The organism is Duganella aquatilis, from assembly GCF_009674565.1.
Classification (GTDB): Bacteria; Pseudomonadota; Gammaproteobacteria; order Burkholderiales; family Burkholderiaceae_D; genus Rugamonas; species Rugamonas aquatilis.
Genome location: NZ_WKJL01000007.1, coordinates 57778 through 70423 on the forward strand (window position 1 = coordinate 57778; position 12646 = coordinate 70423).

Genomic DNA, 12646 nt, shown 5'->3' on the forward strand with positions numbered 1-12646 from the left:
AACAGCGTAGAATTATTTCCATGTGGAAATTAAACGCGCTGGTGTGCGGCGCACCACCGGCACAATGCGTTATTATCTAAATACTATTTAAGCGATAAAGAGACCGAGACCATCATGCCAAGCCGAGACGAAATCCTGAACGCCAAAATCCTGGTGGTGGATGACAGCGCAGACAACGTCGAACTGATGTTGGAGATCCTGCGCGAGGCCGGCTATAACGATGTGTCCTCGACCATGCTGCCGGAGCAGGTTTGTCCTATGCATCGCCAGCATTGCTACGACCTGATCCTGCTGGACCTGCAGATGCCCGGCCTGAACGGCTTCCAGGTGATGAAGGGCCTGAAGGAGATCGAACAGGGCGGCTACCTGCCGGTGCTGGCGCTGACCGCCCAGCCGAGCTTCAAGATCGCCGCGCTGGAAGCGGGCGCGCGCGACTTCATCAGCAAGCCGTTCGACCTGCTGGAAGTCCACAAGCGCATCCACAACATGCTGGAAGTGCGCCTGTTGTACAAGGAGCTGGCGCAGTACAGCCGCCAGCAGCAGGAACTGGCGCTGCATGATCCGCTGACCGCCCTGCCCAACCGCCGGCTGCTGGAGGACCGCATCGCCACCGTGCTGCAGCATGCCACGCGCCAACAGAACAAGGCCGCCGTCATGTACCTCGACCTGGACGGCTTCAAGGTCATCAACGACACCCACGGCCACGCCTACGGCGACGAAATCCTCAAGCAGGTGGCGCAGCGGCTGGTCGGCTGCTCGCGCAAGGAAGACACGGTAGCGCGCGTCGGCGGCGACGAGTTCGTCATTGTCATGGGCGACATCGCCCATGTCGGCGACACCCAGGAGCCGGCCAACAAGCTGATCGAAGCGGTCTCGCAACCGTACGAAGTCAACGGCCTGACGCTGCGCTTGTCGACCAGCATCGGCGTCGCCCTGTTCCCCGATGACGCCACCGAAGTGGCTTCCGTGATCGCCGCCGCCGATGGCGCGCTGTACGAAGCCAAGCGCGCCGGCAAGAACCGCTACCGCACCGTGCAGCCGATGAGCGGCGAGCCGGTCCAGCACCACACCATGTCCACCACCCTGGCCTGAAACAACAACGGGCGGACCGCAGTCCGCCCGTGTGTCCGGTTGCCGCCGTTTAGTGCGTGGCAGCCTCTTCCTTTAGTCCATCCTTGGTACTCTGATCAACCTTGGCCGCGTGCTGGTGGTCCTCATGCGCACTCACCATTTCAGGAGGCACTTCGATGCGGGTCACCCCGGCGTCCACCGAGACCGGATCGCTGGCGGGGAAAGTCATTTCCACGCCATTGTCCAACAGGGTTTCCTTGGCCTGCTCGGCCGGGGTTTCCTGCTCCAGTTCGGCCAGCGTGGTGATCGCCACCGCCCATTTGACGAACTCCAGGTTGGCCAGGTCGCGCACGGTGACCACGTTGAAAGCCTGGGCCAGCGATTTGGCGTCCTTGGCGCTCAGGCCGCGCAAGGCGCTGGTGGGGGCATCGGCCAGCGCGCGGAAGGTGTGGCCGACATATTCTTTGTCCACGACAGTATCGATATTCATGATGGATTCCTTTCAGTTGACGTTCCCGTTCACTGTGACAGGCGCGCCGCGGCGGGTCTGTGCGGGACCGAACACTGCTCCCATCCCCCTCTGCCGCGCTCGATTGACTATGTGGTTTTGACTTTAAATTACCCCCTTGCTATGATCGTTCATGCATCTCGCTCAGCGCAGAGACCCCGTGCCTAAAATAGACAAACCCAAGATTTTGGTCGTCAATGACGATGCCAACAGCCTGTTCGCGCTGACCAGCCTGCTCGCCCAATGGGCCGAGCAGGAATGCTATGAGGTGCTGGCGGCGCGCTCCGGCCAGGACGCCCTGCGCCAGGTGCTGATGCACGACTTCGCCGTGATTCTGCTGGACGTCAACATGCCCGGCATGGACGGCTTCGAAACCGCCGAAGCGATCCACGCCCGCGCCCGCTCGGCCGACATCCCGATCATCTTCATCACCGCCTTCCTCGCCGACGAACTGGACCGCCTGAAGGCCTACCAGCACGGCGCCGTCGACTTCCTGTTCACACCGGTGATCCCGCAGGTGCTGTACGCCAAGGTCGCCGTGTTCGTGGCGCTGGCGATGAAGAACGAGGAACTGAAAAAGCAGGCGCGCCAGCTGAGCCAGCGCACCACCGAACTGACCGCCACCAACCAGCGCCTGACCCGCGAAATCGAGGAACGCAAGTCGATGGAGCGACAGAACCACGCCAAGGATGAATTCCTCGCCATGCTGGGCCACGAGCTGCGCAATCCGCTGAGCGCCATCAGCAGCGCGGCCTCGCTGATCGGCCTGCCGGGCGTGTCGGCCGACGGCGTGCAGCGCGCCAAGAAAATCATCCAGCGCCAGAGCCAGCACCTGGGCCGCATCGTCGACGACCTGCTCGACCTGTCGCGCGCCATGTCGGGCAAGATCCTGCTGAACCGCCTGCCGCTGGACCTGTCCAAGCTGGTCGGCGCCACGCTGGAAACCTACCGCGCCACCGGCCGCAGCACCGACTACGAACTGGTGCAGGACCTGGACGCCGGCTGGATCGACGGCGACAGCACCCGGCTGGAACAGATCACCAGCAACCTGATCGACAACGCGCTGAAGTACACGCCGGCCGGCGGCCGCATCGAGGTACGCACCTGGACCGAGAACGACGACGTGGTCCTGAGCGTGCGCGACACCGGCGTCGGCATCGCCGCCGAACTGCTGCCGCATGTGTTCGACGTGTTCGTGCAGGGCAGCAGCACGCTGGACCGCTCGCAGGGCGGCCTCGGCATCGGCCTGTCGCTGGTGCGCCGCCTGGCGGAACTGCACGGCGGCAGCATTGCCGCCGACAGCCAGGGCGACAACCGCGGCAGCACGTTCACGCTGCGCCTGCCGCGCATCGAGCACCAGGTGGTGGCGCCATCCGCACCGGCCAGTCACGGCGAGCACGGCAAGCCGCGCGTGCTGCTGATCGAGGACAACGACGACGGCCGCGAAATGATGAGCATGATGTTGAACGGCTACGGCTACGACGTCGAGGCGGCGGCCGACGGCCTGCTCGGCCTGAGCGCCGCGCTGCGCTACCAGCCCGACCTGGCGCTGGTCGATATCGGCCTGCCCGGCATCGACGGCTACGAGGTGGCGCGCCGCCTGCGCGCCGATCCGGCCACGCGCGACATCAAGCTGATCGCCCTCACCGGCTACGGCCTGGCGGAGGACCTGCGGCGCGTGATGGAGGCCGGTTTCGACCGCCACCTGGTCAAGCCGGTCGACATCGACCAGTTGATGGAAGTGATCGACACCTGCGCCAGGGTGCCGGTGCGGGAATAGGCCGCGCACGCTTGCGGCCAGTGCGCCACAAGTTGCAAAGCTCGGGTATGATCGGGTCAGAGCATAGTCCGTTCGACTTTCACGAGAAAACCCATGTCCGTACCGGCATCGCAAGAACCACACACTCCGCAGCAGGACGCCCTGCGCAGCGCCGACCTGAGCGAGCTGCTCGGCCACGTCCACACCTGCTGGGACAACGAGCGCCGCTCGCTGTCGCGCCAGCTGCACGACAGCCTCGGTTCGTCGCTGACGGCGCTGACCATGCACCTCGGCCTGCTGATGCAGAAGCTGCCGCCCGACCAGGCCTTGCAGGACCGCGCCGGCCACATGAAAAAACTGCTGAACCAGATTGTCGAAACCAACCGCCAGATGCAGCTCAAGCTGTGGAACGACAAGCTGGAATTCCTCGGCGTGCGCGTGGCGCTGGATGAACTGGTGACGCAATTCGGCGAGCAGCGCGGCATCACCGCGCGCTGCAGCCTGCCGGAAGACGAACTGGATTGCCCGCGCAGCCACGGCATCGTGCTGCTGCATACGCTGGAAGAAGCGCTGCGCAATATCGACAGCCACGCGCAGGCCACCGAAATCGACGTCATCGTCGACGACAACGAAGACGAAGTGATGATGACGGTGAAGGACAACGGCATCGGCCTGAGCGGCCCGGTGGCGGCCGACTACCATCCGGCCGCCGGCAAGTTCGGCCTGCGCATGGCGCGCGAGCGCGCCGCCTACCTGGGCGGCACGCTGACGCTGTCGGCCGGCGCCGAGCGCGGCGTCACCTTGACGATGATCCTGCCCAAGCCGGCCGCCGCCGTTTAATGCAGCTTGACCAGCGGCGTGGTGCGCTTGATCAGGAAGCGCGCCACCGCCAGCACCGCCGTGCGCACCGTGCCCAGCACCGCCTTGTGGTGCATCAGGTGCAGGCTGACATACATCAGGCGCGCCACGAAGCCGTCGACAAACCAGCTTAATCCCTTCAGCGATCCCATCAGGCTGCCGACCGAGGTGGTCTGGCCAAACGACACCAGCGAACCGTAATCGCGGTACACATACGGCTTGCCTTGCGGCGGCTGGTTCCTGTGCTGGCGCAGGAAGGTCTCCAGCAGATAATCGGCCATCTGGTGCGCGGCTTGCGCGCGCGGCGGCACCAGCTTGCCGTCCGGGCCGACGCAGGCGGCGCAATCGCCCAGCGCGTAAATATAGTCGAAGCCTTTGACCGCCAGCGTGCCGTCCACATCCAGCTGGCCGGATTTGGTGGTCGGCAGCCCCAGCGTCTTGAGGAAGTCCGGCGCCTTGATGCCGGCGGCCCAGACCACGATCTGCGCCGGATAGACGGTGTCGCCGGCGGTTACGCCGGCGCCGTCGATGGCCGTCACGCGGGTGTCGGTCACCACTTTGACGGCGCGCTGGTGCAGCAGATCGAGCGCGGCGCTGGACACTTTTTCCGGCAGCGGCGCCAGGATGCGCGGCGCGCCTTCCAGCAAGGTGATGCGCACGTCGCGCTCGGCCTTCAGCTGGCGGAAGCCGTAGGTGGCGTAGACGTCGCTGGCCTCGCGCAGCTCGGCGGCCAGCTCGACGCCGGTGGCGCCGCCGCCGATGATCACCACATCCACGCCGGCGTCGGCGCTGACGCTCTTTTTCAGCTCGGCCAGGGTCAGCAGCTTGAGCAGCGTCAGGCGGAAGCGCTCGGCGTCTTCGGTGGCGTTCAGCGAGATCGTGTGCTCGGCCGCGCCGGGCACGCCGAAATAATTCGAGGTGCTGCCGACCGCCATCACCAGCTTCTCGAAGCCGATCTGGCGCTCGGGCAGGGTTTCTTCGCCGTTGTTGACGATGGCGCCGACGGTCAGCACGCGCTGCTGGGCGTCCAGCGCCAGCATCGGTCCGTAGACAAAGGTGAAATGGTTGTCGTGCGCCAGCATCTGGTAGGACAGGCCTTCCTGGTGCACGTCCAGCGTGCCGGCGGCCACCTCGTGCAGCGAGGGTTTCCAGATGTGGAACAGGCGGCTGTCGACCAGCATGACGGCCTGCGGTCCCAGCTTGCGCCCCAGTTTGCAGGCGAGTTCCAGCCCGCCTGCCCCGCCGCCAACAATCACGAATTTACTTTGCAAACTATTCTCCTGTGGCGGCAACTGCCGCCGGGTTATCGGTCGTGCCGGTCGTGGCCGCGGTCATGACCGTGGCCATGATCGTGACCGTGGTCGCCGCGGCGATCATCGCGGTGATCGCGGTAATGCTCCTCGCGGCGCGGACCGCCATGGCCGTGACGCTCGTGGTAACGCGGCACATATTCATTGTTGTACCACCGATCCTGCACAAAAAACACTCTCTGATTGCAGGCGTGATAAGCATGGCAATGTTTCCCCCAGTTCCTCGCATGGCCCGGCGGCACGCGCAGGTAGATCGGCGCCGTCTCGACATAGCGCACCGGCCGCTCGATGATCACCGGCTGGCGGTACAGCACCTGCGGCGGCGGATAGTCGCCGACATCGATGCGGCCGTAAAAGCCGGGCTGGCCAACGCTGAGGGACAGGCCGACATCGGCGGCAAAGGCGGAAGCGGACAGGGCCAGCAGGCTGGCGGCGAGTAACGTGGCTTTCATGATGAGTCTCGATTCTTGATCCGAGCGAACTTGCTCACCTCTTAGCATAATAAAGCCTGCGGAAAATCTCTGTGCGCTGACGTACATAAGTTACTTGTGCTAAACTAATCGTTCGATACCTAACGATTAGCTGGTGAATCATATGTCTTCTATCGAAGAACGCTTTTCCGCCGCCCTGCACGGCACCGCCCGCGCCTGGCGGCTGGCGGTGGACCGCCGCCTCAAACACCTGGGACTGAGCCAGGCCAGCTGGATGGCGATCGCCCTGACGGCCAAGGAAAAGGAAGCGCCGTCGCAGACCCGGCTGGCCGCTCGGGCCGGCGTCGAAGACCCGACCATGGTGTCCACCGTCGACAAGCTGGTCAAAGCCGGCTACATGCTGCGCACGCCGTCCGAGACCGACCGCCGCGTCAAGCTGCTGAGCCTGACGCCGGCCGGGCAGGCAATCTACGCCACCGTGTGGAAGGAAGCCCAGGTCGTGCGCCAGGAAATGCTGAGCAAGGCCGATCCGGCCGTGCTGCTGCTGGTGACCGAATTCCTGGAATCCGTCCATAGCGACATCGAGTCCTTTTCGTGAGCACGGCGATGAGCACAGCAGCAAGCGCCGCCGCCCCCGACGACGGCCTGAACCGCCGCATGATCACGATCTCGATCATGCTGGCCACGATCATCCAGGCGCTGGACGGCACCATCGCCAACGTCGCCCTGCCGCACATGCAGGGCAGCCTGTCGGCTTCGCAGGACCAGATCACCTGGGTGCTGACCTCGTTCATCGTGGCCGCCGCCATCGCCACGCCGCTGACCGGCTGGCTGTGCGACCGCTTCGGCCAGAAAAACATCTTCCTGACCTCGGTGGCCGGCTTCACCATCGCCTCGGTGCTGTGCGGGCTGTCCGGCACCCTGAGCGAAATCGTCATCGCCCGCCTGCTGCAAGGCGTGTTCGGCGCGGCGCTGGTGCCGCTGTCGCAGGCCACGCTGCTCGACATCAATCCGCGCGAAAAACACGGTTCGGCCATGGCCGTGTGGGGCATGGGCGTGATGATCGGCCCGATTCTCGGCCCCACGCTGGGCGGCTGGCTGACCGACAGCTACGACTGGCGCTGGGTGTTCTTCATCAACATCCCGATCGGCGCCATGGCGTTCTACGGCATCTGGCGCTACATCCGCAAAACCGACGCGCCGCGCAAGATGAAGTTCGACGCCTTCGGCTTCGCCACCCTGAGCCTGTCCATCGGCGCGCTGCAGATGCTGCTCGACCGCGGCGAACAGAACGACTGGTTCAGCGCCACCGAAACCTGGGTCGAAGCCATCATCCTGGCAATGAGCTTTGCGTATTTTGTCGCCCATACCGCCACGCGGCCGGCCGGCAAGTCCTTCTTCGATTACCGGCTGCTGCGCAATGCCAACTACGTCAGCGGCCTGTTGTTCATCTTCATCGTCGGCCTGGTGCTGTTCGCCACGCGCGCGCTGACGCCGTCGATGCTGCAAAGCCTGATGGGCTATCCGGCCAAGATCGCCGGCCTGGTGACGGCGCCCAGCGGCATCGGCACCATGATCGCGATGATGATGGTGGGCCGACTGGTGGGCAAGGTCGACCTGCGCCTGCTGCTCGGCATCGGCTTTGCCATCACCGCCTTCTCGCTGTGGCAGATGACGCGTTACACGCTGGTGCTGTCGCAGAGCGATATCGTCTGGCCGGGCGTGATCCAGGGCCTGGGACTGGGCCTGGTGTTCGTGCCGCTGAGCGCGGCGACGTTTGCCACGCTGTCGCCGGAAATGCGCGCCGAAGGCACGGCCATCTATAGCCTGATCCGCAATATCGGCAGCTCGATCGGCATCGCGCTGGTGCAGACGCTGCTGGTGCGGAACACGCAGACCGTGCATGCGTCGCTGACCGAACACGTCACCACCACCAACCCGGCGCTGCTCAACAATCTGGCCACGCCGGAAGCGGCGGCCACGCTGAACAACGAGATCACGCGCCAGGCATCGATGATCGCCTACGTGGATGACTTCTGGCTGATGTTTATTATGACTTTGTGCGTGATACCGCTGCTGCTGTTGATACGGCCGCCGGCCAAGAGCGCGCCGGTGGCGGTCGACCACGCCGCCATGGATTGAGGAGAAGCAAATGAAAACACTATTACGACCTACCCTGCTGGTCATGGCCATGGCGCTGCCCGGCTGCGCAACGGTCGCCCCCGACACCCATCCGCTGGAACGACGCGACCTGGCCAGCGCCGAACTGTCGGCCGGCATCAAGCTGGCCAACGAAGGCTGGCCGCAAGCCCAGTGGTGGACCGCCTACCACGACGAACAGCTGAACGCCATCATCAAGCAGGCGCTGGCCGGCGGCCCGTCGCTGGAAGTGGCGGCCGCGCACATCGGCAGCGCGCGCTCGTCGCTGTCGCGCAGCCTGGCCGACCTCGGCCTGGAGACCTCGCTGTTCGCCAACGCCAACCGCCAGCGCTATTCCGGCACCGGCCTGTTCCCGGCGCCGATCGGCGGCGCCTACTACACCGAAGAGACGCTGCGCCTGGACCTGCACTACAACTTCGACTGGTGGGGCAAGAACCGCGCGCAAGTGGCGGCCGCCGTCGGCGAACTGAATGCCGGCCGCGCCGCCTATGCGGAAGCCGAACAGGCGCTGGCCGCCTCCATCGCCCAGAGCTACTTCCGCCTGCAAGGGGCGTGGGCGCGGCTGGCCAATACCGAACAGCTGGCGGCCACGCAAACGGCGCTGGTGCAGGACAGGGCCAAGCGCATCGCGCGCGGCCTGGCCAACGCCGACGAACAACGCGCCGCCGAAGCGGACCTGAGCCTGATCCGCAAGCAGCAGGCGCAGCTCAAGTCGGACATCGACCACGAACGCGAAGCGCTGCGCGCGCTGGCCGGCGCCGACAACAAGGCACTGGCCGACCTGAAGCCGGTGGCGCTGTCGTCCGCCCCGCACACGCTGCCGGCACGGCTGGGCATCGAACTGCTGGCGCGCCGTCCCGACCTGCAGGCCGCGCGCTGGAAGGTCGAAGCTTCGCTGAGCAAGATCGACGCCGCCAAGGCCGCGTTCTACCCGGACGTGAACCTGACCGGCTCCATCGGCCTCGACACCGTCAAGGTGGAAAACCTGCTGCAGGCGGCCAGCCGCACCGTGTATCTCGGCCCGACCGTGTCGCTGCCGCTGTTCGACAGCAAGCGCCTGGACGCACAGCTGGATGGCGCGCGCACCAGCCGCAACGAACGCATCGCCGAATACAACCAGACCATCGTCGAAGCGGTGCGCGACGTGGCGCAGAGCGGCGCGCAGCTGCAAGGCATCGAACAGCAGATCGTGCAGCAGACCGAAGCCACCGGCTCGGCGCGCGCGCAGCTGGCGTCGGCGCAGGCGCGCCTGGACCATGGCCTGGCCAACAACAGCAGCGTGCTGAACGCGCGCCTGGCGCTGCTCAAGCAGCAGGACGCCGACCTGTATCTGCAACAAGTACAACTGCTGGCCGAAGTCGCGCTGACCAACGCGCTGGGCGGCGGCTATCACGAAGAAGCGCCGCTGGCGACTGCCTCCAAATAAATCAACGGACCACATCATGAGCACTGACACCACCCAACCTACCGAGAAAAAGCGCAAGTTCATGCTGGCCGCGATCACGCTGGCCTTCATCGCCGCGGGTATCGCCTACGCGGCGTACTACGAAATCGTGCTGTCGAAGATACAGGAGACCGACAACGCCTACGTCGGCGGCAACCTGGTCAACATCTCGTCGCAGGTGACCGGCAACGTCACCGAAATCCGCGCCGATGAAACGCAGATGGTGCAGGCCGGCGCGCCGCTGATCCAGCTCGACGCCGCCGACGCCGACATCGCCCTGCAGCAGGCCGACGCCAGGCTGGGCGCCGCCGTGCGCCAGCAACGCCAGCGTTACGCCGACGTGGCGCAGTACGACGCCAACGTCGCCCTGCGCAAGCTGCAACTGAAAAATGCCGAGGACGATCTGGCGCGCCGCAAGCCGCTCGCCGCCGACCACACGGTCTCCGGCGAGGAAGTGGAGCACGCGCGCCAGGCGGTGGACGATGCGCGCGCGGCGATCGCGGTCGCCGTCAAGCAGGAAGAAGCGGCCAAGGCCGGCGTCAGCGGCGTCAACGTGGCGCAGCATCCGTCGGTGCAGGCGGCCAAGGCGGACTACGTGCAGGCATGGCTGGCGGCGCGCCGCAACACCATCCTGGCGCCGGTGTCGGGCTATGTGGCCAAGCGCAGCGTGCAGATCGGCGCGCGGGCGACGCCGGGCACTTCGCTGATGGCCATCGTGCCGCTGGATCAGCTGTGGGTGGACGCCAACTTCAAGGAATCGGAACTGAAGAACATCCGCGTCGGCCAGCCGGCCAAGGTGGAAGCGGATATGTATGGCAGCAAGGTGGAATTCCACGGTCGCGTGGTGGGCCTGTCGGCCGGCACCGGCAGCGCCTTCTCGCTGCTGCCGGCGCAGAACGCCAGCGGCAACTGGATCAAGGTGGTGCAGCGCCTGCCGGTGCGGATTGCGCTGGATGCGAAGGAGTTGAAGGAGCATCCGCTGCGCATCGGCCTGTCGACCACGGTATCGGTGGATGTCAGCAAGACCGACGGTCCGGTGCTGGGCGCGGCCATGCCGCAGACGCCGGTGTACACCACGCAGGCGCTGACCCAGCCGCTGCAGCAGGCCGGGGGTGCGGCTGACGCGATCATCGCGCACAACCTTTAACCCGGTAAGGCGGGGTCTGACCCCGTACGGGGTCAGACCCCAAAGCGGAATGCCTTGCGGGGTGCGGCGTCACGCCAGCCGCTACCCCTTGAGCAGCTCAGTGTCCAGTTGGCGGATTGCCGTCTGCGCCTGGGTGATAACGCGGTCGGCGATCCGCTGGCGCATGCCGGGCACTCGCCCCGCCGCTTCGGCTTCCAGCAAAATCGGCGTCAGCATCTGCAAGGCCGAATCGCGGAAGCCCTCCGCCACCAGGTCCAGCTGCGCATTGAACGACTGCTCCGCCGCCAGCAGCTGCTTGCGCAGTTCCTCCTCGAAGGCTGCGCGCTTGTCGCGAATCTCGGTGCGTTTGCGCTTGCCGCCGTCGGTGAACCACTTGAACGCGCCCGCCAGCAGCACCGCGCCGCCGACAAACGGCGCCACCGGCGCCACCACCGGAAACACCACCGCCGCGCCAATCAGATACGCCGCCGTACCGGTACTGGCTGCCACCGCCGCACCGCTGACCAGGGTCACATTGGCCGCCGTATCCAGCTTGTTGACGATGCGCGTCCCCACCCGCAGGCGCGGCATCAGCTTGGCCAGCGCCGCATGGTGCTGACGCTGGAACACGGTCGCCTGCCCCAGCTTCATCCCCGACTGGAATAGCCGCAAATCTTCCTGCAGCAGCTGCAAGGCCTGCTCCTTGCGGCGCACGACGCGGTCCAGCCGCCGCTCCATCTCCTGCCCGAACTGGTTGCGGCTGATGCTGGCCCAGACATCCTCATCTTTCCATTTATCGGTATTGAGGCGGTCGCTCATCGCCAGTTCGATGGCGTTGCCGGCATCGTGCACGGCGTCGTCGATTTCCTCGGACATCAGGCGCCGCTCATAGACCATGCGCTGTTCGACCAGTTGCAGCCGCTGCGTGACCTGGCTTTTCAGGTCATGCGCCGCGCTGACCAGCGAGCCCGCCGCCGCCTCGCCCACCGCCAGCAGGCGCGCCTGCTCCAGATAGGCGTCGATATCGTGCGTGATGGCGGCCGTGGTGCTGCCGACCAGCTCCCGCAATTGCAGCTGATCGATCTCGCCGGACTGGAAATGGCGCGCATGATCGATCAGCGTCGGCTGGCCGGCCGTGCGACCGAAGTCCGCCACGGCGTCAGCCAGCGAACGACCGCGCACCAGGCGCCGCGCCTGCTCGCCGAGGTTGGCCAGGATGCCGCGCTCTTCGGCCGGCGGCAGGCGTTGCAGATCCTCGGCCGACACCCGCACCGCCAAGGCCTTGGCCAGCCGCTGCGCCAAGGCACGGGCGTCGGCGCCGTGCAGCGCCAGCAGCGGGATCACCATGTGCAGCGCGTGTTCGCGCGCGCCCTGTTCAATGCCGGCACAGCTGCGGCTGAGGGCATTCAGCGCCCAGTCGACTTCGACGCCGGATTCGATGGCGTTCAGCACCAGGGCGGTGAAGACGGCGGAGGATTGGCCGTCGCCGGCGATATCGGTGACGGCGGCGAATTGGGCCAGCGTCAGGCTGCCCTCGTTGCCGGCGATGGCGCCGACCGCGCGCGCGTAGGCGGAGCTGAAGCTCTGATCGGACGATAAATGTTCGTCCAGCGAACGGACGACGAGCTGCGACGACGGACTATTCACGCCTGCTCCAGTTGGTTGTGATGCCATTATTGCATTGTAACTGAAGCGCGCTCAGCGGGGCAGATAGCGGAGGATGGTGACAACAGCGCCGATCGTCACGCCAGTCTGGGCGAGGAACAGCGTGACGAACAGTCCAAGCATCCATTTCACCATATCAAACTTAAGGTCCTGCAGTTGCATATGCACCCAGTCCTTTGTCGCCAAGGTTTGGGTAAGATTTTCCAGGACTTCCCCCAACGCATCGGCGTGCGCTGTTGCCTGTTGGGGCGGCACGCCGCCCTCTTCCAGGTGCTTGCGGTATTTGGCTGATTCGACGGAGTTCATGGACACAG

General features: G+C 65.6%; 12 protein-coding genes. 7 read left to right on the plus strand and 5 right to left on the minus strand.

Going from position 1 to position 12646, the window contains the following annotated elements; genetic code table 11:
* The first annotated feature begins 114 nt into the window (after window positions 1-114).
* Window positions 115-1092, plus strand: a complete 978-nt coding sequence (locus tag GJ698_RS11970; RefSeq protein WP_229259951.1) for a diguanylate cyclase domain-containing protein — start codon at window positions 115-117, stop codon at window positions 1090-1092.
* Between the two features lie 49 nt (window positions 1093-1141).
* On the opposite strand, the gene GJ698_RS11975 is transcribed toward GJ698_RS11970, so the two are convergent.
* Window positions 1142-1561: a hypothetical protein gene (locus tag GJ698_RS11975; protein WP_154357856.1), complete on the minus strand. Its 420-nt coding sequence runs from the start codon at window positions 1559-1561 to the stop codon at window positions 1142-1144.
* A 178-nt stretch (window positions 1562-1739) separates the two neighbouring features.
* Between GJ698_RS11975 and GJ698_RS11980 the strand changes: the two genes are divergently transcribed.
* Window positions 1740-3359, plus strand: coding sequence for a response regulator (locus tag GJ698_RS11980; protein WP_371865260.1), 1620 nt, complete (start codon window positions 1740-1742; stop codon window positions 3357-3359).
* Window positions 3360-3452: 93 nt separating this feature from the next.
* A complete protein-coding gene (locus GJ698_RS11985) occupies window positions 3453-4178 on the plus strand; it encodes a sensor histidine kinase (protein WP_154357858.1) in 726 nt (241 codons plus the stop codon).
* On the opposite strand, the gene GJ698_RS11990 is transcribed toward GJ698_RS11985, so the two are convergent.
* Together GJ698_RS11990 and GJ698_RS11995 are read right to left on the minus strand one after the other, a co-directional pair.
* Window positions 4175-5467: an NAD(P)/FAD-dependent oxidoreductase gene (locus GJ698_RS11990; protein ID WP_154357859.1), complete on the minus strand. Its 1293-nt coding sequence runs from the start codon at window positions 5465-5467 to the stop codon at window positions 4175-4177. The two genes, GJ698_RS11985 and GJ698_RS11990, sit on opposite strands and share 4 nt — an antisense overlap.
* A gap of 32 nt (window positions 5468-5499) precedes the next feature.
* Window positions 5500-5958 (minus strand): hypothetical protein, encoded by a 459-nt coding sequence (locus GJ698_RS11995; RefSeq protein WP_154357860.1) that lies wholly within the window; start codon window positions 5956-5958, stop codon window positions 5500-5502.
* Between the two features lie 142 nt (window positions 5959-6100).
* On the opposite strand from GJ698_RS11995, the gene GJ698_RS12000 reads away from it, so the two are divergent.
* From GJ698_RS12000 to GJ698_RS12015, 4 genes are read left to right on the plus strand one after another with little or no spacing between them, the layout of a single operon-like run.
* Window positions 6101-6535 carry a MarR family winged helix-turn-helix transcriptional regulator gene (locus GJ698_RS12000; RefSeq protein ID WP_154357861.1) on the plus strand — a complete coding sequence of 145 codons (435 nt, stop codon included), beginning with the start codon at window positions 6101-6103 and terminating at the stop codon, window positions 6533-6535.
* An 8-nt stretch (window positions 6536-6543) separates the two neighbouring features.
* Window positions 6544-8079 carry an MDR family MFS transporter gene (locus GJ698_RS12005; RefSeq protein WP_154357862.1) on the plus strand — a complete coding sequence of 512 codons (1536 nt, stop codon included), beginning with the start codon at window positions 6544-6546 and terminating at the stop codon, window positions 8077-8079.
* A gap of 10 nt (window positions 8080-8089) precedes the next feature.
* Complete coding sequence (locus GJ698_RS12010; RefSeq protein ID WP_154357863.1) at window positions 8090-9523, plus strand: efflux transporter outer membrane subunit; 1434 nt, start codon at window positions 8090-8092, stop codon at window positions 9521-9523.
* 16 nt (window positions 9524-9539) lie between these two features.
* Window positions 9540-10688, plus strand: coding sequence for an HlyD family secretion protein (locus GJ698_RS12015; protein ID WP_154357864.1), 1149 nt, complete (start codon window positions 9540-9542; stop codon window positions 10686-10688).
* 81 nt (window positions 10689-10769) lie between these two features.
* On the opposite strand, the gene GJ698_RS12020 is transcribed toward GJ698_RS12015, so the two are convergent.
* Both GJ698_RS12020 and GJ698_RS12025 read right to left on the minus strand, forming a co-directional pair.
* Window positions 10770-12314 carry a hypothetical protein gene (locus tag GJ698_RS12020; protein ID WP_371865262.1) on the minus strand — a complete coding sequence of 515 codons (1545 nt, stop codon included), beginning with the start codon at window positions 12312-12314 and terminating at the stop codon, window positions 10770-10772.
* A gap of 51 nt (window positions 12315-12365) precedes the next feature.
* Window positions 12366-12638 (minus strand): CCDC90 family protein, encoded by a 273-nt coding sequence (locus GJ698_RS12025; RefSeq protein ID WP_154357866.1) that lies wholly within the window; start codon window positions 12636-12638, stop codon window positions 12366-12368.
* Window positions 12639-12646 lie beyond the last annotated feature (8 nt).